The following is a 22,140-nucleotide window of genomic DNA, read 5'->3' as shown; positions in this document are numbered from 1 at the left end:
GGTGGGGGGGGCGCCCCCCGCGCGGGGGGCCCCCCGCCCCGGGGCCCCCCCCCGCGCGGCCGCGCGCGGGGGGGCCCCCCCCCCCCCCCGCCCGGGCGTCGTCCATCGCCCGGCCGACCACTGCGGCGGCGCGTTCGACGACGAGTTCGGCGGCGCGTTCGACGACGCGCAGGTAGTCGGCGAGGACGGTTCCGCGGTCGGCGCCGACGGCGTGCGCGCGGGGGCCGAAGTCGTCGGCAACGACATGGTTCAGGCCATCACTGCACAGGGCCACAGCACACCGCGGCGCCCGCCCGCCCGGCCGTCCAATAGCCGCCGGGATCACGGGCGTTGGCCTTACCGCGGCAGCCCGGGACTGCGCCCGACCAGCGCCGTTCGACCGGCTCCGGCGCCGCTTTCCGCCCGGCCCCGATTGCACCGGACTCGGTCCGCCGATCGGCCGCGCGTGCACCTCCATTGCATATTCGGACTGTCACATGGCACAGCGGTGCCCGATATTGCATGAACCTGCCCAAGGCGTCGGCAAGATGTGCAAGAGTGTCATGCGCGACGACGACAGTGCAGGTGTCCGGTGGTCCGCCCAAGCCGCACGGGCGGTAACCAGGTGTAGCTCTCAGCTTCCGCTTTTTCATTCTCAATTCATTATTTGCATGGCCGGTCCGGTTCCGGTCACAATCGGCGCCTTCATGGCTTCGCCATGAACGTTGGTAACAGGTTCGCTGCACTCTCGCCCAATTGGTCCCTCGCAGAGGCCCCCCTCGACCAGGATGGGCGCCGGGCAGCCTGCTGCCCGCGAACAGCTACAGGGCAGGCGAGCGCTGAGCAGCGAGGCGCCTACCCAAGGGGAGGATCACCATGGGTCGAGCGACCCGAAGAGTTGCCGCGTGCGCGGCGGCAGTTCTGCTGGCCAGCGGCCTGCAGACCACCCTGGCCCACGGCGACACGCCGCCCAGGATCGACCTCACCATCCTGGTCATCGACGACGGAGGCCCGTCGGTCGCGGCGATCACCGCCGAACTCAAGAACCAGGGCACCCCGTACAAGGTCGTCAACCTCAACGACACCAACCGTCCCATCATCAACTCCGCTTTCCTCAGCGACACGGTGAACGGCCAGCCCCGCGGGAAGTACCAGGGCATCGTCCTTCCCAACGAAAACCCCTTCCCCAACAGTGCGGCCGAGATGACGGCCATCGCGGGCTACGAAGCTGCATTCGGAATCCGGCAGATCGACGCGTACACGTTCGCCAGTCCTGCGGTGGGGCTGAACTACGCGGTGAATCCCGGTTACTACGGCACGCTGGACGGATTCCAGGGCGCCACCACCACGGCCGGCACTTCGGGCCCGTTCGGGTACCTCAAGGGCAGCGTGCCGTTCGAGGACAACGATCCGACCGTCAGCGAGAGTTACGGCTACCTGGCCACGCCACTGGCCAACCTGCCGGCCGGCGCCTCGTTCGTCCCGCTGGTCGACGCCGCGATCCCGAGCACCACCTCGCGCGGTTCACTGGTCGGCGAGTACACGCACGACGGCCGCAAGGAACTGGTCGTCACGTTCGTCTACAACCAGTACCAGCAGCAGTACCGCCTGCTCGCCCGCGGCATGGTCGACTGGATCACCCAGGGCGTCCACCTCGGCTACGACCGCAACTACTTCGCGGCCCACGTGGACGACGTCTTCCTGGCCGACGACCGCTGGGACACCGTGCTCAAGTGCACCCCCGGCGACGTCACCTGCCCGCCCGGCACCCCGGACACGGCCAACCCGATCCGGATGACGCCGGACGACGCCCAGCACCTCAAGCAGTGGCAGACCGCCAACAACTTCACCCTGGACATGGTGTTCAACGGTGGCGGCAGCGAGGACTGGAAGGCCGACCACCAGACCACGGTGGACCCCACGGTCAACCAGATGATCGCCGACCAGAACAGCTACCGCTGGGTCAACCACACCTACAGCCACCCGTACCTGGGCTGCGTCCAGGACGTCACCGTGGTGCCGTGGCGCTGCACCAAGGACTCCGCGGGCAAGACCGTCTGGACCGACCAGAACACCATCTCGGGCCAGATCAAGGACAACTTCGACTGGGCCGCCAAGAACGGCCTGAAGGTCGACCCGCAGGCCCTGGTCACCGGCGAGCACTCCGGTCTGCTGACCGCCCCGCAGGAGACCAGCGACAACCCGAACCTGGCGCCGGCGCTGGCCGCCAACGGCATCAAGTTCACCGGCAGCGACGCCTCCCGCGAGCCCGCCCAGCGGGCCGTCGGCTCGTCCACGCTGACCGTGCCGCGCTACCCGATGAACGTCTTCTACAACGCCGGCACGGCGAAGGAGGAGGCCGACGAGTACAACTGGATCTACACCAGCAAGGCCAACGGCGGCAGCGGCGTCTGTGAGAACAACGCCAACTCCACCTGCCTGACGCAGCCGCTGGACGCGAACACCGGCTTCCAGTCGTACATCGTGCCGCTGGAGGCCCGGATCGACCTCGGGCACGTGCTGAGCAACGACCCGCGGCCGCACTTCATCCACCAGTCGAACCTGTCCGAGGACCGGATCCTCTACCCGGTGCTGGAGAAGATCCTCGGCACCTACCGGTCGCTGCACGCCGACAACACCCCGATCGTGAACCTCGGCGAGCGCGAGATCGGCCAGGAGTTCCAGCGCCGCGCCGCCTGGAACTCGGCCGTCTCGGCCGGCCAGGTCACCGGCTACCGGGTCGGCAACACCGTCACGGTCAACGCTCCGGCCGGTGTTCAGGTCCAGGCCACCATGCCGACCGGAACTTCTCAGAAGCTGGTCATCGGATCGACCGCCTTCGGTTCGTCCTACGCCGGTACGATCTCCGGTTGGGTGTCCCCGGGCACCCTGCAGAGCAGCGTCTCCCTGCAGCTCCCCTCGGCCGGCACCCCGGCCGCCCCGGCCGCCGTCGCCCCCGGCGTCGCGGCCAAGTCCGTCCCGGCCCCGGCCCCGGCGGACAAGAAGGTCGTCCCGCAGGGCGTCGCCACTCCCGTCCCGGTGGGCCCGAGCGACACCGGTCGTACCAGCGCCCCGACCCTGGTCCCCGGTAGCGGAACCCCGGTGCCCGGCAAGGACGTCGCCACCAACGGCAACGGCGGCACCGCCGCCGCCAAGAGCGGTAAGGCCACCGGGGGGGCGGCCTCGCTCGGCACCAGTACCACCGGACGCTCCGGCAACCGGTAGCCCGCAGCATCCGATGGCAGGGCCGGGCCGGTCGCCCGGTCCGGCCCTGCCTCGGGTCCCGTTCCGGCCACCCAGACCGGACACCGAAGCAAGGAACAGGAGGGGGGACAGGAGATGCGCGTCACCCTGCTCACCGAGGGGACGTATCCGCACCAGCACGGCGGTGTGAGTGTCTGGTGCGACCAGCTCGTTCAAGGCATGCCGGACGTCGACTTCGACGTCATCGCCGTCACTGGTACCGGCCAGGAGCCGCTGGCCTGGGAGCTGCCCGCCAACGTGCGGTCGGTCACGACCGCACCGCTGTGGGGCCCGGCCTCCGAGGCCGGACCGCCCCGCGGCAAGGAGATGCGGCGCTTCCTCAACGCGTACGAGCGCTTCCTCCACTCCATCCTCGATCCGGTCTACACCACCCACTTCGGCACCGAGCTGTACGGCTTCGCCGACCTCGCCCGGCGCGGGCTGCTCAGCCCGGCGCTGCGCAGCGAGCGCGCCCTGCGCACCCTCCAGCACGTCTGGACCCGGGACTACCTGCCCACGGCCGTCTCCCGGCCCACCATGCACGACGCCCTGAACGCCACCGACCTGCTGGAGCACGCCCTACGGCCGCTCTCGGTCGAACCGCCCACCGGCGGCGTCGCGCACGCCGCCAGCGGCGGGCTGGCCACCCTGCCCGGGCTGATCGCCGCCCAGCAGTACGGCGTACCGTTTCTGCTCACCGAGCACGGCATCTACCTGCGCGAGCGCTACCTCGGCTACCGCACCGGCCCGTACCGCTGGCCGGTCAAGGCGCTGCTGCTCGGCTTCTACCGGATGCTCGCCGAGGAGAGCTACCGGCAGGCCGCGCTGGTCACCCCCGGCAACCGGTACAACCGGCGCTGGGAGGAGCGCGGCGGCACGCCGTCCGCCCACATCCGCACCGTCTACAACGGCGTGGACCCGGCGGCCTTCCCGCCCGCCGGGCCCGAACCCGAGACGCCGACCCTCAGCTGGGCCGGCCGGGTCGACCCGATCAAGGACCTGGAGACGCTGATCCGGGCCTTCGCCATCGTCCACCGTGAGATCCCCGAGGCGCGGCTGCGGCTCTTCGGCGGAACTCCCAAGGGCGGCGAGGCCTACCGGGACGGCTGCATAGCCCTGGCCGCCGAACTCGGCATCGCCGACTCGGTGGCCTTCGAGGGCCGCGTCGCCGACATCACCGACGCGTACGCGGCGGGCAACGTGGTCATGCTCTCCAGCATCAGCGAGGGCTTCCCGTTCACCCTGATCGAGGCGATGTCCTGCGGCCGCGCGACCGTCTCGACCGACGTCGGCGGCGTCCGCGAAGCCGTCGGCGACACCGGACTCGTCGTCCCACCCCGCGAACCCGAACCGATGGCGGCCGCCTCGATCGAGCTGCTGCGCGACGCCGAGCGGCGCGCCCGCCTGGGCGAACAGGCCCGGCTGCGGGTCATCGAACAGTTCACGCTCCGCCAGAACATCGACGGCTTCCGGGGCATCTACACCGAACTCCTCGGCACCGCCCGCTGGATGCCGGACGGCGTGGTGGCCGTCACCGACCAGACCCCCACCACCGACTGGGACCAGCAGCTCGCCGCCGCCCAGCCCCAGCACAGCGAGGTGGGCGCGTGAACGAGCGGAGCGAGAGAACCATCGACAGGTGCGTGTACCGCGAAGCGGCCACCGAGCGCAGCGGGGTGGGAGCATGAGTGGCCCCCTGCGGCTCGTGGAGGACGAGGGCGGCTCCGAGCGGACGATGCAGCTGCGCACCCTGCCGCTCAAGCGCCGCCGCCCCACCCCGTCGGCCCAGCCCGAGCCCGAGGAGCAGCTCGACCTCTCCGCGGACCCGCTGGACGAGCTCGCCGAGCGGCTGCACGACATCTGCGCCGATGCCGTCCACCCGTACGAGATCGCCGCGTTCCTGGAGTCCGACGGCCTCTCCGACGAGCAGGCCGCCCTGTTGTACGGCCGCCCCGACTCGTTCACCCTCGCCGAGGAGCTGTTCGAGAAGGTCGAGCGCCGCTACCCCGGCCCGAGCTCCGAGTTCGCCAACCCGTGGCGGGCCGACCCCTGGCGCTGCGTCGTGCGCGGCCTGGTGTTCGCCCTGCCCGGGCTCGGCTACCTGCTCGGCGCCAACCTGTTCGCGGCCACCCGGATGCGGTTCGGCCTGCCCTCCGGCATGCTCGCGCTGTCCGTCGCGACGCTGGTCAGCTGGGGCTTCAACCAGGCGCTGGCACACCGCTCGTACCGCTGGCTCGGCCGGCTGCGGCGCCGCGAGGCCGCGATCTGCCTGGCCCTCGGGGCGCCGCTGGGCGCACTGGTCGCGTCCGCCGCGGCGTACGTGGTCGGCGGGCCGCTGGGCGCGCTCTTCTTCGCCGCCGGGCAGTCGCTGTACCTGGGCGCGGCCACCGTCCTGCTGGTGCTGGGGCGGGAGAAGTTCCTGCTGCTGGCGCTGGTTCCGGCCTCGGTGGGCGCGGGCGTGGTGCTGGCCGCGGACGTCCCGCAGGTCGTGCGGACGGTCGTGCTGCTCGTCTCGCTGGTGCTGGCGGTCGGCCTGGCCGCCCGGGAGCTGCTGTTCTGCATCCGGGGCGGCGAGAAGGAGTCCGTCGAGCTGAAACTGCCGATCCGCCAGGAGGTCCCGCACCTGCTGTTCGGCCTGGCGTGCGGCACCCTCACGCTGATCGCCGGTCTCGGCGAGACCATCCACCAGGCGGTGCAGACGGGTGCCGCGCACGGCGCGAAGGCCACCCCGACCGGACCGGCCATGATCGCGCTGACGCTCAGTCTCGGTCTCGCCGAGTGGCTGCTCTTCCGCTACCGGGCGATGGCCGTGGCCGCACTGCGCACCAGTCACACCAGCGGGCAGTTCACCCGCCGCACCGGCGGGATCCTGCTCGGCTGCCTGTTCATCTACCTCACCACCGTGGCCGCGCTGGACGCCGCCACGACCGTGCTGTGGCCCGGCGCCCCCGCGCTCGGCGTGCCGCAGCTCGGCGCGATGCTGCTCCTCGGCGGCTCGCTCTGGCTGGCGCTGCTGCTGAACGCCTTCGGGTTCAGCTGGAGCACCGCCCTCATCTGTCTGGCCGCCGCGGGTGCCGAGAGCGCCGGGCTGCTGACCGGTGCGGATCCGATCGTCCTGCAGCTGATCGGCTGCGGGGCGGCCGCCTTGCTCCTCACCGCCATCGCCGGGCCTGCGCTCGGCCGCACCACCCAGCACCGCTGAACACCGAACACCGAAATCACGCACGCCCAATTCGCGTGCACCGCTGGACCCGCTTCACCGAACACGCTCCACAACGCGCTTCACCCGAACACGCTTCACCCGAACGCGCTTCACCTCAACACGCTTCACGGCACAGCTGAACCACCACCGGCCGGTCGCCACCGGGAGTCCGGCCGTTCCCAAAATCGAGAGAGCGAATCACGCATGAGCAGCGTCGCGGTCACCGGAGCCGAGGGTTTCATCGGCTCCCACCTCGTCGAGTCCCTGGTCGCCGACGGGCACCAGGTCCGGGCGATGGTCCAGTACAACTCCTTCTCGTCCTTCGGCTGGCTGGAGACCCTGTCCAAGGAGGTGCTGGACTCGGTCGAGATCGTCCTCGGCGACGTCCGGGACCCGGGCTCGGTCAACGGCCTGGTCAAGGGCACCGAGGCCGTCTACCACCTGGCCGCCCTGATAGCGATCCCGTACTCCTACCTGGCCCCGCACTCGTACGTCGACACCAACGTCACCGGCACCCTGAACGTGCTGGAGGCGGTGCGCCACCAGGAGATCCCGCGCCTGGTGCACACCTCCACCAGCGAGACGTACGGCACCGCGCAGACCGTGCCGATCACCGAGGACCACCCGATCAACACCCAGTCCCCGTACGCCGCCTCCAAGGCCGGCGGGGACCGGCTGGCCGACAGCTACCACGCCAGCTTCGAGACCCCGGTCGTCACCCTGCGCCCGTTCAACACCTTCGGCCCGCGCCAGTCGATGCGCGCCGTCATCCCGACCGTGATCGCCCAGGTCGCCGCCGGCGAGACCGAGATCACCCTCGGCGACCTGCGCCCGACCCGCGACTTCATGTTCGTCAAGGACACCGCGCACGCGTTCCGCACGGTCGGCACCGCTCCCGCCGAGACCGTGGTCGGCAGGACCTTCAACGCCGGCACCGGTGGCGAGATCTCGGTCGGCGACCTGGTCTCCCTGGTCGGCAAGCTGATGGGCGTCGACCTCCTGGTGAAGGAGGACGAGCAGCGCATCCGCCCGGCCAACTCCGAGGTCATGCGCCTGGTCGCGGACGCCACCCGGCTGCGCGAGGCCACCGGCTGGGCCCCCCAGTTCACCCTGGAGCAGGGCCTGGAGCAGACCATCGAGTTCTTCCGCGACCCGGCCAACCTGGCCCGCTACAAGACCGACATCTACAACGTCTGACCGCCGTACCGATCAATGCCCGTCCTGGTAACCAAGGTTCGTGTCCTGCACATCCTTTCCGTGGGGGAAACACCATGCATGCAGTGATCCTGGCCGGCGGTAAGGGCGTCCGCCTCCGCCCGTACACCACCGCCCTTCCCAAGCCGCTCGTCCCGATCGGCGACCAGCACGCGATCCTGGAGATCGTGATGCGCCAGCTCGCCGCCGCGGGCTTCAAGACCGTCACCCTGGCCATCGGCCACCTCGGCCACATCATCCGCGCGTACGTCGGCAACGGCTCCCAGTGGGGGCTGCGGGTCGGCTACGCCGTCGAGGACAGCCCGCTCGGCACCATGGGCCCGCTGCTCACCATGCAGGACCGCCTGCCGGAGCACTTCCTGGTGATGAACGGCGACATCCTCACCGACCTGGACTTCGCCGGGGTGCTCAAGCACCACGAGGCGTCCGGGGCGCCGCTCACCATCGCCACCTACGCCCGTCAGGTGAAGATCGACTTCGGCGTGCTGACCGCCGAGTCCGGCAGCATCACCGGCTTCCAGGAGAAGCCGAGCATCGACTACCGCGTCTCGATGGGCGTGTACGGCGTGTCCCGTTCGGCACTCGCCAAGTACACCCCCGGCCTGCCGCTGGGCTTCGACGAGCTGGTGCTGGACCTGCTCGCCGCCAAGACCCCGCCCGCCGCCTACGACTTCGGCGGCTACTGGCTGGACATCGGCCGCCCGGACGACTACGACCGGGCGAACGCCGAGTTCTCGTCCATCCGACCGGTGCTGATGCCCTTCGAGTCGGCCGGCGCCGGCCAGGGCGTGGCGGAGCTGCCGATCCCGGCCGCCCGCACCGCCCCGGACGACACGGCCGAGGCTCCCGCCACCGCGGGCGCCCAGAGTGACGGACGGGCCGCGTGAGAATCCTGCTCCTCGGCGGCGACGGCTTCCTCGGCCGTCACGCCACCGCCGTCCTGCGGTCACTGCCCGGTGCCACCGTGCTGACCGCGGGCCGGCGGCCCGCCCACGACCTCCGGCTGGACCTGGCCACCGCCCAGGCCGGCCCGCTCGGCGAGGAACTGGCCGCGCTGGCACCCGACGTGGTGGTCAACTTCGCCGGCGCGGTGGCCGGCAGCGCGGTCAAGCTCGCCGAGGTGAACGCGCGCGGCCCGGCCGTGCTCTGCGAGGCGCTGCAGCTCGGCGCCCCGAAGACCCGGCTGGTGCACATCGGTTCGGCCGGCGAGTACGGCGTCTGTCCGGCGGGCAGCTCGCTGTCCGAGGACTCCGACGCCCGCCCGGTCGGCGTGTACGGCGCGACCAAGCTGGCCGGCTCCCTCGCGGTGGCCGGCTCGGCACTGGACGCCGTGGTCCTGCGGGTGTTCAACCCGGTCGGCCCGGGGGCACCGGCGGGCTCGCTGCCCGGCCGGCTGGCCGCCGAGCTGCTCCGGGTGGCGCCCGAGGGCGCCGACGGCGTGATCACGGTCGGCGACCTCTCCGCCTACCGCGACTTCGTCGACGCCCGGGACATCGCCCGCGCGGTCGGCCTGGCCGCCGCCGCGGACCGTCCGCTCCCCCGGGTGCTCAACCTCGCCTCCGGGCAGGCCCGGCAGGTCCGGGCGATCGCGGACGGGCTGGTCGCCGCGGGGGGGGGGGCGGGGGCGGGGGCGGGCCGGGGGGGGGGGGCGCCGCGGGCGGCGCCGCGGCCGGCTTCGCCGGCCGGATCGACGAGAGCGGGGCGGGCTCCGAGCGCTCGGCCGCGGTCTCCTGGCAGCAGGCCGACGTGTCGGCTGCCGCCCGGGAGCTCGGCTGGCACCCGGAGACGGACCTCGCCGACACCCTGCGCGACCTGTGGCTCAGCACCGCCGAGCCCGCCTGCCCACCGGTCGTCGCATGACCGGCGGGATCATCCCCGACGGCCGCCTGCTGGTGCCGCTGTACGTCCACCCCGCGGTGGACCCGGCGGCCTGGCAGGCGGTCGCCGCCGCCGACCCGGGCCGGATCGCCGCCGTCGTGCTCAACCTCGCCGACGGGCCGGGCGAGAACCCGGACAACGTCTTCGCCGAGGCCGCCGACCAACTCCGCGCGGCCGGAGTGCCGTTGGTCGGCTACACCGACACCGACTACGGCCGCCGACCGCACGCGGCGGTGGTCTCCGACATCCTGACCTACCGTCAACGCCACGACATCACCGGTGTCTACCTCGACCAGGTGGCCACCCACCCGGGCGCCCTCGCGCACTACCGGCGGCTGGCCACGGCCGCGCGCGCGGCCGGCTGCGGCACCGTGGTCTTCGGCCACGGCGAGCACCCCGACCCGGGGTACGCCGAAGTCGGTCTGGCCGACCTGCTGGTCACCTTCGAGGGCGACTGGGACACGTACCGCGCGATGACGCTCCCGCTGTGGACCGGCCGCCACGCGGCCTCCCGCTTCTGCCACCTGGTGTACGACGTCCCGGCCGAACACGCCGAGGACGCCACCGCGCTGATCACCGCCCGCCGGGCCGGCGTCGGCTGCGCCGTACCGGGCGCCGGGGAGAACCCCTGGCGCACCCTGCCCTACGGCCTGACCGCTGCTGAACTGACCTGACCTGATCCGGAGTTCGACTACCGTGAACCGCCGTACCCGGCTCCTGCCGGTCGCCATCACCATCGCCGCCGCCCTGCTGGCGACCTCGTGCAGCAGCTCAGGCTCGGACGACGACAACTCCTCGGCCGACGGCTCCCCGAGCAGCCCGCCCGCGGCCACCGCCCCGACCACCCCGGACGGCAGCACCGCCCCGGGCACCCCGTCGGACGCCGCCAGCACGCCCCCGGCCCCCGGCACGCCCAGCGCCCCCGGCTCGCCCACCGCGCCCGGCGCCACCACGCCCCCGGGCGCCACCACCACCCCGGGCACCCCCAGCGCCCCCGGCGGAACTCCCGGCGGCACCACCCCCCCGCAGCCGGCCGGCGCCCGCTGGCAGCCCACCCCGGGCCTCGCCTGGCAGTGGCAGCTCGGCGGCACCGTCGACCAGTCCGTCGACGTCCCGGTCTACGACATCGACGGCTTCGAGAACGACGCCTCGGTGGTGGCCGCGCTGCACGCCAAGGGCCGCAAGGTGATCTGCTACATCAACGCCGGCTCCTGGGAGAACTTCCGCCCCGACTCCGCCGCCTTCGCCAAGTCCTTGCAGGGCTCCGACACCGGCTGGAAGGGCGAGAAGTGGTTCGACATCCGCAAGCTCGACCAGCTCAAGCCGCTGATGGCGGCCCGCTTCGACATGTGCAAGAGCAAGGGCTTCGACGCCATCGAGCCGGACACCATCGAGGCCTACAACCAGAACAGCGGTTTCCCGCTCACCCCTGACGACCAGGTCAAGTACAACCGCATGCTGGCCCAGCTCGCCCACGAACGCGGCCTGGCCATCGGTCTGAAGAACGACCTCGACCAGATCCCGGCGCTGCTGCCGGACTTCGACTTCGCGGTCAACGAGGAGTGCTCGCAGTTCGACGAGTGCGACCGGGTCGCGCCGTTCGTCAAGGCGGGCAAGGCGGTGTTCCACGTCGAGTACAAGCTCGGCACGGACCAGTTCTGTGCCAAGGCCAAGTCGCTCGGCTTCAGTTCGATGCAGAAGAAGCTCGACCTGGACGCCTGGCGCAAGCCCTGCTGAGCGCCGGCGCACCGGTCCTCGGTGCACCGGTTTCCGTCGCGGGGGGGGGGGCCCCCCGCCCCCGGCCCCCCCACCACCACAGAACCCCCCCCCCCGACACACCCCCCCCCCCCCCCCCCCCCCCCACCGCCCCCTCGGCCCGCGCGCGGGGCCCCCCGCCGCGCCCCCCCCCCCCGCGATGATCACTTGACCGCCAGCCAGATGACGCCGCCCAACACGGCCAGCACGATGACGGCGACCAGCGCGATCACGCCGGTACGGCCACCACCACCGCTGCTGCTGCGGCCGTAGGTGGAGACGGTGCCCGGCGCCTGCGGGGCCGCCGGGGTCTCGTCGACGAACGCCCGGAACATCTGGGTGCTGCCGGCGGGGTCGTAGTCGTTGTCAGCCATGGCACGGACTCTAACGAATCCGCCCACCTCACGGACACCCCGGACCCCTCCTGCGCGACCCCCACCACCCGGTCGTGCAACGGTGGTACGACATCCTCGTGAAGTCCGCCCGACACGCGGAATGCCGCCCGGTGCGATCCGGTTGAATCCGACCATGACCGGAAACCACAGCGACGCCCCGGGCCGGGTCCGCCTCGGCGCCTCCGACCTGTCCGTCTTCCCGCTCTCCCTCGGCGGCAACGTCTTCGGCTGGACAGCCGACGAGCAGCAGTCCTTCGCCGTCCTGGACGCCTACGCGGCGGCCGGCGGCAACTTCGTCGACACCGCCGACGTCTACTCGGCCTGGGCCCCGGGCAACACCGGCGGCGAGTCCGAGACCGTCCTCGGCAACTGGCTGCGCAGCCGCGGCAACCGCGACGACGTCGTGATCGCCACCAAGGTCGGCATGCACCCCGAGGCCGGCGGTCTGGGCGCGGCCAACATCAAGGCCGCGGCCGAGGGTTCGCTGCGCCGCCTGGGCGTCGAGCGGATCGACCTGTACTACACCCACCGGGACGACGACACCCCGGTCGAGGAGTTCGTCACCGCGCTGGACGAGCTGGTCCGCGAGGGCAAGGTCGCCGCGGTCGGCGCCTCCAACATCGGCGCCGAGCGGCTGTCCGAGGCGCTGGCCTTCGCCGACCGCGAGGGCCTGGCCAAGTACGTCGCCGTCCAGCCGCACTACAACCTGGTCTCGCGCGGCACCTTCGAGGGCCCGCTGGCCGACGTGGTCGCCGAACACGGCCTCGCCACCGTCCCGTACTACGCGCTCGCCTCCGGCTTCCTCACCGGCAAGTACCGCCCCGGCGGCCCCGGCGTCGACAGCGCCCGCTCCGAGGGCGCCGCCCGCTACCTGGACGACCCGCGCGGCCCGAAGGTGCTGGCGGCCCTGGACACCGTCGCCGGGGAACACGGCGTCGCACTCGCCACGGTCGCCCTCGCCTGGCTGGCCGGGCGGCCGACGGTCGCCGCCCCCATCGCCAGCGCCCGCACCGTCGAGCAGCTCCCGCCCCTGCTGGCAGCCACCACGCTCCGCCTCACCCCCGAACAGACCGCCCTCCTCGACACCGCCTCCGCCTGACCCCGCCCCACCCCGCAGGCTGCGAACCCGCCCCCACCCGGGCCCGTTCGCAGCCTGCACCCGTGCCCGGCGAACCCCACCCGGCTGAGAACACCGGCCGCAGTGATCAGCCTTGGCCCACGAACGACCGGGCACGGAACAGGACTTCAACGCCGAAGCCGCCACGGGGGCAGCCTCGCCGGAAATCCCGCCCGGGACGGGCTCTTCGACGACGAGGACCGGAAGAAGTACGCGCGCCCGGCCCTCGATTCCGCAAACAATCCGGGCCCGGGCGGTAACACCGGCAGAGTGACCGTCGGCCCCGCCGATCCGAGGGCCCGCGCCGGCACCCTCGACGAAATCCAGGAGACTTTCCAGGCGGTCGGCGAATCCGCCCCGGAAAAGACGGCCAACGCGCACGGCGCACCGGCCGATTGGCAGATCGGGCCCGAACTGCGCACCCGTTCCCTCCGCGGGGACGATCAGGTCGCGCTTCGGGCCCCCGACAGCACGCCGCTGTCGGGGGCCCGGTGCGCCCCGGCGCTACGGCCGCCCGAAGTGGGTCGGGTAGTAGCCCGAGTTGAGGGTGGACACCCGGACCGTCTTGCCGGGCCGGGGCGCCTCGACGAACTTGCCGCCGCCCAGGTAGATCCCCACGTGGTGGATCCCGGAGGCCCGGCCGCTGTCCGACCAGAACACCAGGTCACCGCGGCGCAGTTGCCCCGCGCTGATCGGCGTGGTGGCCGCGTACTGGTCGTCGGCCACCCGCGGCAGGCTGATCCCGCTGCGCCGGTAGGCCTGCTGGACGAGCCCCGAGCAGTCGTAGCCGGACGGGCCGTTGCCGCCCCAGACGTACGGCTTGCCCAGCTGGGCGAGCGCGTAGTCGATGGCCGACTCCACGCTGCCGGAAGCCGGTGCCTGGTCCGCCGACGGCGTGGCCGCGGGCCGGGCGGGAGCGGGATCCGCACCACCGCCGGACTGGCCGGTGCGGTTCGCGTAGACGTCGTAGTGACTGGTCCACCGCCACTCGCCGGCGCTGTTCTTGAACCAGTACTTCGACCCGTCCCAGCCCTGGCGCAGTCCGGAGGAGGAAGCGGAGGAGGCCGAACCGTTGGACACGGCGGCCACCTTGCCGCTGGCACCGCCGGAGCCGCCCGAGCCGCCGGACTGGCCGGCGCGGTTCGCGTAGACGTCGTAGTGGCTGGTCCACCGCCACTCGCCGGCGCCGTTCTTGAACCAGTACTTCGACCCGTCCCAGCCCTGCTTCCCGGCCGCCGCATGCGCGGACCCGGCACCGGCCGTCAGGCCGACCACGCCGGCGCCCGCCAGCACGGTGGTGGCCAGGCAGGTACTCCGCACGGCGCGGTGTATTCGGCTGCTGCCGGTCGCCGTCGCGGGGCGGGCGGTGTGCGGCCGGGCCGCGCAGTTCGGGCAGCCGCAGCCCGCGATCGCGGGGATGCTGCCGGTGCTCTCCTCGAAGCCGATCAGGCCCCGGTCGAGGGCGGCGTCGAAATCGGCGTCGAGGTCGAGGCCGGGATCGGCGTACGCGCCGGTGGCTATCCTCATGCGGGTCGTCCTTCCTTCCGCCCGGCCCGTGCGGCCGGGGGCGGTACCGAGGCGGCCACTCCGGCCGGGGCGACGAAGGCGACCAGCAGCTGCTCCATCAGCGCGCTGCGGGCGGCCTCGTCCAGTTCGTGGGCGGTGGCGCGCTCCAGTCGCCGGACGGCGAGCGCCGCCGCCTCGACCGCGTCGTCCACCAGCACCGTCCGCAGGCCCGCGTCCAGGTCGGCCAGCCGGCGGCGGCGCATCGACTCGGCGACCTCGGGCGCGTAGTCCAGCGCCAGCGGCTGCGCCGAGTAGACCTCCAGGCCCGCCGGGGCGACCTCGGCGGCCAGTGCTCTGGTCAGCTCGTCGGCGAACCACTGCCCGTCCCGCAGCGCGGGCCCGGGCGCCGCGTTGCTGTCGCACGGCAGGATGGACGCGGTGCGGGTGAGCACCGCCTGGACCTGCTCGCGCAGGTAGCTCTCGTGGTCCTCGATCGCCAGCAGCGCCCGCGCGGTGTCCTTGACCCGCCAGACGATCAGCAGCCGGACGACGATCGGCGTGCCGGTCCGGTCGACCGCCTTGACCGGCTCGCTGCGCCAGTGCCGCAGCCGCACGTCCACCCGGCGCCGGCGCAGCAGCGGGTTGACCCAGACCAGGCCGGTGCGGCGGACGGTGCCCCGGTAGCGGCCCCAGCGGGTCAGCACCCGGGTCTCGCCGCCCGCGTTGGCCAGCAGCCCGGCGAGCGCGAACACCACGAGCAGGCCGACCGCGCTGACCGCGGCGACCGACTTGGCGTCCACCTCGGCCTGGCCGCTCGCCTGCGCGGCGGCGCTGCGCAGGTCGGGCAGCGCGTCCCAGTACGGGATGACGCCGTCGCGCAGCAGCATCAGCAGCACGCCTGCCACGCCGACCAGCACCACCAGCAGGGCGATCCAGCCGGGCAGGGCGGTGGCGCCGTGCTCGCGGACCGCCTGGTCGGCGCGCGGGGGGCGGCGGGAGGTGGCGGCCGTGGGGGCGCCGACCTGGGTGGTTTCCGGGATCTCGACGGTCGCCGGGGCGGCCTCCTCCAGCGGATCACGCAGGTCGGCGGAGGCGCCGGTGGCCGGGCCGGGGACGACGACCAGCGGAGTGGTCGCGGGGCCGCCGTCGACCGGGCCGAGCGGCTTGGCCGTCTTGACGGCCGTGGCCGTGGCCAGCGGGCTGGCGCCGGAGGCGGAACGTTCCGGCAAGGCCGGTGGGAGTACCTGGGGCAGGTGGTCGGGTCGCTGCGAAGAATCGCGGGTGACGTCCATGCACGGATCCTCGGGGTCGGTGTGTCGCGCAACGGGCGGCCCGGATCTGACGGGCAGTGCCAAGATCAGGCTAAGTTCATACGTCATCAAATGCGACATTTATGATGAGGTGTGTCGACATTTGCTGACGAATCGTCCGAAGCCGACCTGACGCGCAGGCACATGAACGGATGGTCGGGATGGTTCAGCGCAGGTCAGCGCCGCCGGACACCGTCACCACGGGCGAACAGCCGACGGGTGATCAGCCCGATTCCGGCGAGCACCAGCAGGCCACCGGCGACCCCACCGCGCCAGCCGCTCGCGGTGGACCGCGCGGCCGCCGCCTGCGAGGCCTCCGCGGCCGCCCCCACGGGCGACGCGCTCGGCGGCGCCGGCAGCGGCCCGGCATCCTCCCCGGCGGACCCGAGCGGTTCGGCCGCCACCGGCGTCGATGACGGAGGCTGTGTCAGTGACGGTGTCAGTGACGGTGACGACGCCATGACGCCGACGGCCGCCCGGGACGGGCTGGCGCCCAGGGACGGAACGGTACGGAGCGTCGGAGGGACGGAATCGGCGGAGGTGGTGGTGGGGGCGGTCCGGACGGTCGGGACGGCGGGGGTGACTGAAGCAACGGACGGCCCGGCCGCCGCCGCCGGCGGCCGGGCGACCGCCGGAACGGCGATCGGCAGCAGCCCCGCCGGCGCCGGCGCGAGCACGGATGCAACGGGCGTCGCCCCCACAACCGGGCTCGGCGACGAGGTGACCGGGCTCGAAGGCGTGGACGTGGGTTTGGACGTGGACATGGACGTGGGCGACGTCGCGGGACGGGACGGTACGGAGGAGGCCACCGGCGCGGAAGCACCGGCCGAGGGCAACACCGGCACCGCCACGCTCGGGCTCGGCCCGACCGGCACCGATGCCGACGCCGACGGGCTCGGCACGGTCGGCACGGTCGGCACCGAGACTGCGGGGCTGGGCCGCACGGGAACCGACGCCCCCGAGCTCGGCACCGCAGGAGTCGACGCCACCGCACTCGGCACCGCAGGAGTCGACGCCGATGCCGAAGCCGATGCCGAAGCCGACGGGCTCGGCGCCGCCGCGACGCGCACCGGCACCGCATCCGCCGCCGCCCCGTTCCCCGCCAGGTCGGTCGCCGTGACGACCAGCCACTGCTGCCCGTCCGTCAGGTCCCGGTTGGCGGTGCAGGTCCAGCTGCCGTCGAGCGCCGCCGTCACCCCGCACAGCACCGTCCGCTCGCCCGCACCCGCACCCGAAGCCGAGGCCGAAGCCGGCCCCGAGGCCGCCGAGCCGCCCGCCCGCGCCGTGACCAGCACCTTCGAGCCCGGCTCGGCCCGCCCGGTGAACGTCGGCCGGCTGACCCGCAGGGTCTCCCCGGCGGCCGGCGAGCCGAGCACCGGCTTGTCCGGCGGGACGGTGTCGACGACCAGCGCGACCGCCTGCCCGGCCGTCCGGTTCCCGGCCGCGTCGACCGCGACGGGGGTGAGCAGGTGGCGCCCGTCCACCAGGTTCTCGACCGGCAGGCAGGACCACTGGCCGTCCGCCCGGACGGCGCTGCGGCAGAGTTCGGCGGCCTGGTCGGTGACCGCGACGGTGCTGCCCGCCTCGCCGGTGCCGGTGAGCTGGATCCCCGGGTCGTTGGTGTACTCCGGGAGGGTGAGGACGGGCGGTGCGGGCGGCGCCGTCTTCACGGTGACCCGGACGGCGTCGCCGCGCAGCACCACGCCACCGCTGGTGATCTCGACCGGGGTGAGGGCGTGCGGGCCCGCGGTGAGCGCTCCATCGGGCCGGCAGGACCAGCCGCCGCCGCGCTCGACCCGGGCCCGGCAGGCCGTGGCGTCGCCGTCCCGGATCTCCACCGAGGCGCCGGCGACCGCTCCGTCGCCGTGGATCCGTGGGCGGGCCTCGGCGAGGACGGCGCCGTCGACGGGTTCGGCGATCTCGGGCCGGGCGGCGCCGACGGTCAGTTTGATCCGCTGGTCGACGACCTGCCCGGAGTCGGCGAAGCCGCCGGAGGGGACGAGTTGGCTGGCGTCGCGGGCGATCCGCAGCCGGGCCCAGGTGTCGCCGGAGGCGGCGCCGGTCGGGACGGTCCATTCCAGGGTCGCAGTGTCGGCGCCGGCCGGGATCTCGGCCTGCACCCGCTCGGCGGGGTCGAAGCGCCCGCTGTGGTCGAAGTCGATCCAGCCGGCCAGGGTCGCGGGCTGGTCGCCGACCGCCACCGGGACGGTGAGCCGGTAGTAGCGGCCGATCGCGGCCTCGGTGGGGAAGCTGATCGACGGGTCGGCGCCCTGGTACTCGGCGCGGCCGGGCTGGAGCTTGGGCGGCGGCGGGCTGGTGAAGACGCTGCGCCGGCCGGCCCCGTGGTCGAGCTGGACCAGCGGCTCGCCGGTCGACCGGTCGGCCGTGCCCGGGTCGTCGGCGGACCGGGGTCGGGTGCGGTGCGCCGGGTTGGCGGCGTCCGCGCCGAGGAACAGGTCGGAGAGCACGTGCGAGGCGTTGCCGTAGTTCTGCGGGGCGGTGCCGAGGTCCTCGTCGACGGTGACGGTGTACGCCTGGCGCAGGACGGGCGGGGTGGTGGTGCTGCCGGCCCGGGCGGTGGAGCGCTGCTCGACCCGGAAGACCGCGGTGCGCAGGGTGCCGGCGAGTTCCAGGGTGCCCTCGGAGGCGGAGCCGGCCGCGCCGTCGGAGCTGCCGTCGGCGCCGACGGGTGCGAGGGCGTTGGCGTCGACCGTCCAGCCGGGCCAGTCGGTGCGGTTGACCAGGGTGGGGGCGGAGGGTGAGCCGCCGGTGAGGGTCAGCCGGGCCGCGGTGCTGGTGGTGCCGGACTTCCCGGTGGCGAGCGCGACCAGTCCGCTGAGGTGCAGCCGGGGATTGCGGACCGGTCGGGAGAAGGCGAGCCGGAGCGTTCCGACGGTGCGCCAGGATCCGTCCGCCTGCGGGCGGTTCTCGGTGACGCTGAAGGTCTGCGCGGGGTTTCCGGGGTGCATTCCGTCCGTGTACGGCCCGGCCGCACGCCCCCCGCCGGGGCGGTCGGCCAGTTCGCCGGCCGCGGCGGCCACCTCGGTGCCCGGGGTGGCGGCGAATTCGAGTTGGACGGAGAGGCCGGAGGGCAGGACCGCCCGGCGTTCCCCCGACCAGGCGTCAGGGGACTGCTGGGCCACCGAGAGTGGGGCGTTCCAGCCGGTCAGCAGCCCGGCCACGAGGACGGTCAGGGCGGCGGCCGTGCGGGGAAACTGTCGGCCCATCCGGCTCTCCTTCACGGTCGGCTGCCGGGGTGCCGGGCAGTCTGGGCACAAGATCTGACAAAAAGGAATCACGATCCTGAGCCGGTCATACTGCGACACCTGCGCTTATGGCCGGGTCCCACCCGTTTGGCGGCCATCCGAGCGGCAGGACGGGATATACCCGAAACAGATGCATTTCATCCATTAGGCCCGCAATCCAGAACGGACGCGGCACCCGGCGCCCTCGTCCGGGCCCGGAAACGGGAGAAGCCCCCGGCCGGGGGCCGGGGGCTTCTCGCTGGTGCGCTCAGCAGGATTCGAACCTGCAACCTCTTGATCCGTAGTCAAGTGCTCTATCCGTTGAGCTATGAGCGCAAGGAACGGGCGAACCCGATCTTGCGGAGATTGGTGCGCTCAGCAGGATTCGAACCTGCAACCTCTTGATCCGTAGTCAAGTGCTCTATCCGTTGAGCTATGAGCGCTCGCCCTGATGAACAGTGCCAGCGGGGCGTTGCGGGGACAACATTACATGACCTGCGACGCGGGACGAAATCGATTGCTCCCTGCCCCCGGGCCGACCCCCTGGAGGCCGCTCGGGCCCCCGGCGGCCCCGGCCTGCGGAGCAGGTCGGCGGGGCGGGCCCGGAACCGCCCCGGAGATGCCGAAAGCCCCGCCGACAAGATCGTCGACGGGGCTTTCCGGCTGCGGAGGCTGAGGGATTTGAACCCTCGATCAGGAATAACCCCGAAACCGCATTAGCAGTGCGGCGCCATAGACCGGACTAGGCGAAGCCTCCTCCACAGGGACCACGTCCGCGTGAGCGGACCCGTTCCGTGTGCCTGAGATGATGCCACAACCGTGGGGTTCGGCACCAACCACCGCCCACGTTACTAGGCGGGTCGACCCCGCCGCAAAGAAGAATGAGATACTGCCGTCTCCGGAGGAGCTGCCCTGAGCCGAGGAGACCTGTCGACGTGAGCAGCAGGCCGATCCGAGGCGCTGCTCGCCTCGCCGCCATACTCGACGCCCTGCCCGACGCGTTGTTGCTGGTGAACAGCAACGGCACCGTCGTGGACGCCAACAGCGCGGCAGTCCACGCGCTCCAGACGCCCGGCACCTCGCTGGTCGGCATGGGCGTGCTGGACCTCCTGCCCGAGTTCGACCCCAGCCGGATCCCCGGCTCGATGCGCCCGGCCGCCCGCGACGGCGACGAGCCCGACCGCCCGGTCCGGATGACCGCCCGGCGCACCGACGGCACCAGCTTCCCGGTCGAGGTCTCCGGCAACGACTTCCCCGACGACGGCACCGGCGAGGGCCGCGGCTACGGGCTCACCTCGTACGACCCGTACCGCGAGCGGTCCCGCCCGTCCTCCGCGAGCGACCTGCTCCTGCTGCTGGTCCGCGACCTCTCCAGCCGGCTCGGCGTCGAGGCCGAGCTGCGCCGCCAGCACAAGCAGACCGAGATGATCCTGCGCGCCGCCGCCGAGGGCGTGCTCGGCGTCGACCTCGAAGGCCGCTGCGTGCTGGTCAACCCGGCCGCCGCGCACATCCTGGAGTACCGGGCGAGCGAGCTGGGCGGGCGCGAACTGCACCCGCTGATCCAGCACTCCCGGGCCGACGGCACCCCGCTGGCGCTGGAGGAGTCCGCGCTGCTGGACACCCTGACCTCCGGGCGCAAGCACCGGGTGCGCGGCACCGTGCTGTGGCGCAAGGACGGCCGCCCGGTCACCGTCGACCTCACCACCGCGCCGGTGCGGGACGGCGACCAGCTGGTCGGCGCGGTGATGACCTTCACCGACCGCAGCCGCGAACTCGCCCTGGTCGCCCGCAACGAACACCTCACCGCCGTCCTGGAGAGCGAACTCGGCGGCGCGCTGTCCGCGCTGAACGAGCGGCTGGACGCGCTCGCCGCCGACCCGGCCGGGCAGCTGTGGCCGGAGGCCAACTGGACGCTGCGCCGGCTCGCCGACGAGTGCCGCCGGTTCAGCCGGCTGATCGACGGCGTGCTCGCGCACCAGCGCTCCGAGGCCGGCGAGACCGGCGAGACCGCCCCGGCGGACGGCCCGGACGCGAAGGACGGCAAGGACAACAAGGACGGCAAGGACCGCCGCAAGCCGACCGAGCGGCGGGTGCCCGTCGCCCTGGACAAGGTGGTCCGCCGGGCCGTCGAGGCGGCCGGCGAGCTGGTCGGCCCGGGCCGGGTGCGGTTCTCGGTGCACGCCGCCGCCGTCGAGGTGATCGCCGACGAACGCCGGCTCGCCCAGGCGCTGGCCCACCTGGTCGCCGACGTCAGCGGCATCGGCCTCGCCCTGGACGCCCCGACCGCCCCCTCCCCCGGCCTGGCCGCCCCCGGCGCACCCACCGCGCTGCCCTCCGGCGGCGAGCCGCCGACCGTCGTCCTGGCCGCCGCCCAGCGCGGCGAGGTCGCCCGGGTCGAGATCCGCGGGCCCGGCCTCGGCGGCAGCCCCGTCCACCTGCCGATAGCCCGCGCGGTGGTCGAGCGCCACGGTGGCGTGCTCCAGCCGCACGAGCTGCCCGGCAAGGCCGGCACCACGTACGTCGTCGAGCTGCCGTTGGACCCGGCCGCCGCGAAGGCCGCCGCCGAGCGCGCGGCCGCCGAGGGCCGCCGCTCCGACCGGCCCAAGGAGGGCGACAGCGCCGTCCTGCCCGACCTGCCGGGCATCCCGCAGCTGCCCAGCACCGGCGAGGACGCCGAGCCGGTCGCCGACGGCGGCGAGCAGCCCGACCGCGAGACCCCGGCCGCGGCGACGGAGCAGCCCGCCGAGGAACCCGCCGCCGAGCGGCGCGGCCGCCGTGGCCGCCCCGCCGCCGAGGAACCCGCGCCCCCGGCCCGGACCGCCCCCGACGCCCCCGCCGACCAGTGGCCGAACGCCCCCGCCCGGATCGAGCGGGCCGTCCCCGAACAGTGGAACGGCACCGGCAACGACCCCGCGTACGGCCGCCAGGGACTGGCCGGTCCGGACGGCGCGCAGCGCGACCCCTGGGGCAAGGACGACGGCCGCTCCGGCCCGGCCTACGCCGTCCCCGTCGAGGGCGAGCGCCCGCAGCAGCACCGGACCGGCGGGCGTGAACCGCTCGCGCACGGCCCCGGCACCGGTGCCGCCCCCGCCGACGGCACCCCGGCGGGCGGCACGCCCACCGCGGAAGGCGCCCCGGCCGCCGCCCGCCCCGAGACCCAACCCCCACCGCCCCCCCCCCGGCCCTCGGCCGCGCCCCCCGCGACCAGCCCATGGGTGCGGGATACGTGCTGAAGAACTTCCCGGCCAGCCTCCCGCCCAACGCCTGCGACCACCTCCAGATCGGGATCAGCCCC

At 73.4% G+C, this 22,140-nt stretch carries 13 protein-coding genes, 3 tRNA genes and 2 pseudogenes; 10 read left to right on the top strand and 8 right to left on the bottom strand.

Going from position 1 to position 22,140, the window contains the following annotated elements; translation table 11 throughout:
• The coding region (locus tag ACFV6I_RS21340; RefSeq protein ID WP_380426976.1) for a hypothetical protein at positions 1-274 on the bottom strand (274 nt) is incomplete at its 3' end.
• Positions 275-855: 581 nt separating this feature from the next.
• Here ACFV6I_RS21340 and ACFV6I_RS21335 point away from each other — a divergent pair.
• From ACFV6I_RS21335 to ACFV6I_RS21300, 8 genes and pseudogenes are all read left to right on the top strand, one after another.
• The gene (locus tag ACFV6I_RS21335) at positions 856-3,204 is read left to right on the top strand and encodes a hypothetical protein (RefSeq protein WP_380339903.1); all 2,349 of its coding nucleotides are present in this window, start codon (positions 856-858) and stop codon (positions 3,202-3,204) included.
• Between the two features lie 114 nt (positions 3,205-3,318).
• Complete coding sequence (pelF, locus tag ACFV6I_RS21330; protein WP_079135759.1) at positions 3,319-4,833, top strand: GT4 family glycosyltransferase PelF; 1,515 nt, start codon at positions 3,319-3,321, stop codon at positions 4,831-4,833.
• Positions 4,834-4,906: 73 nt separating this feature from the next.
• Positions 4,907-6,424 (top strand): hypothetical protein, encoded by a 1,518-nt coding sequence (locus tag ACFV6I_RS21325; RefSeq protein ID WP_063348625.1) that lies wholly within the window; start codon positions 4,907-4,909, stop codon positions 6,422-6,424.
• A gap of 204 nt (positions 6,425-6,628) precedes the next feature.
• Positions 6,629-7,621 carry a GDP-mannose 4,6-dehydratase gene (locus ACFV6I_RS21320; RefSeq protein ID WP_063348624.1) on the top strand — a complete coding sequence of 331 codons (993 nt, stop codon included), beginning with the start codon at positions 6,629-6,631 and terminating at the stop codon, positions 7,619-7,621.
• Between the two features lie 74 nt (positions 7,622-7,695).
• Positions 7,696-8,397 (top strand): annotated as a pseudogene (locus ACFV6I_RS21315) (NDP-sugar synthase); the annotation flags it as partial.
• Between the two features lie 125 nt (positions 8,398-8,522).
• Positions 8,523-9,170: pseudogene (locus tag ACFV6I_RS21310) on the top strand (NAD-dependent epimerase/dehydratase family protein); the annotation flags it as partial.
• Between the two features lie 325 nt (positions 9,171-9,495).
• Positions 9,496-10,191 carry a spherulation-specific family 4 protein gene (locus ACFV6I_RS21305; protein ID WP_380426974.1) on the top strand — a complete coding sequence of 232 codons (696 nt, stop codon included), beginning with the start codon at positions 9,496-9,498 and terminating at the stop codon, positions 10,189-10,191.
• Positions 10,192-10,213: 22 nt separating this feature from the next.
• A complete protein-coding gene (locus tag ACFV6I_RS21300) occupies positions 10,214-11,254 on the top strand; it encodes an endo alpha-1,4 polygalactosaminidase (protein ID WP_380426972.1) in 1,041 nt (346 codons plus the stop codon).
• Between the two features lie 182 nt (positions 11,255-11,436).
• Here the strand turns inward: ACFV6I_RS21300 and ACFV6I_RS21295 are convergent, their stop codons facing one another.
• Positions 11,437-11,646, bottom strand: a complete 210-nt coding sequence (locus ACFV6I_RS21295; protein WP_063348621.1) for a hypothetical protein — start codon at positions 11,644-11,646, stop codon at positions 11,437-11,439.
• Between the two features lie 154 nt (positions 11,647-11,800).
• Here ACFV6I_RS21295 and ACFV6I_RS21290 point away from each other — a divergent pair, with 154 nt between their 5' ends.
• Positions 11,801-12,766: an aldo/keto reductase gene (locus ACFV6I_RS21290; RefSeq protein ID WP_380339914.1), complete on the top strand. Its 966-nt coding sequence runs from the start codon at positions 11,801-11,803 to the stop codon at positions 12,764-12,766.
• Positions 12,767-13,288: 522 nt separating this feature from the next.
• Here the strand turns inward: ACFV6I_RS21290 and ACFV6I_RS21285 are convergent.
• From ACFV6I_RS21285 to ACFV6I_RS21260, 6 genes are all read right to left on the bottom strand, one after another.
• Positions 13,289-14,311 (bottom strand): C40 family peptidase, encoded by a 1,023-nt coding sequence (locus ACFV6I_RS21285; RefSeq protein WP_380426970.1) that lies wholly within the window; start codon positions 14,309-14,311, stop codon positions 13,289-13,291.
• Entirely contained in the window at positions 14,308-15,582 is a 1,275-nt protein-coding gene (locus tag ACFV6I_RS21280; protein ID WP_380426968.1) for an SPFH domain-containing protein, read from the bottom strand. Before ACFV6I_RS21280 ends, ACFV6I_RS21285 begins: the two co-directional genes overlap by 4 nt.
• A 194-nt stretch (positions 15,583-15,776) precedes the next feature.
• Complete coding sequence (locus tag ACFV6I_RS21275) at positions 15,777-18,827, bottom strand: Ig-like domain-containing protein (protein ID WP_380426966.1); 3,051 nt, start codon at positions 18,825-18,827, stop codon at positions 15,777-15,779.
• Positions 18,828-19,105: 278 nt separating this feature from the next.
• Positions 19,106-19,181: transfer RNA gene (locus tag ACFV6I_RS21270), tRNA-Arg, on the bottom strand.
• 31 nt (positions 19,182-19,212) lie between these two features.
• A tRNA-Arg gene (locus ACFV6I_RS21265) sits at positions 19,213-19,288 on the bottom strand.
• A gap of 223 nt (positions 19,289-19,511) precedes the next feature.
• Positions 19,512-19,602 (bottom strand) — tRNA-Ser (locus ACFV6I_RS21260).
• Positions 19,603-19,780: 178 nt separating this feature from the next.
• Between ACFV6I_RS21260 and ACFV6I_RS21255 the strand changes: the two genes are divergently transcribed.
• The gene (locus ACFV6I_RS21255; protein WP_380426964.1) at positions 19,781-22,078 is read left to right on the top strand and encodes a PAS domain-containing protein; all 2,298 of its coding nucleotides are present in this window, start codon (positions 19,781-19,783) and stop codon (positions 22,076-22,078) included.
• Positions 22,079-22,140: the final 62 nt, after the last annotated feature.

The organism is Kitasatospora sp. NPDC059803 (assembly GCF_042732255.1).
Taxonomy (GTDB): Bacteria; Actinomycetota; Actinomycetes; order Streptomycetales; family Streptomycetaceae; genus Kitasatospora.
The sequence above is the reverse complement of the archived record's forward strand: the minus strand, read 5'-3'. Positions and strand labels throughout refer to the sequence as shown.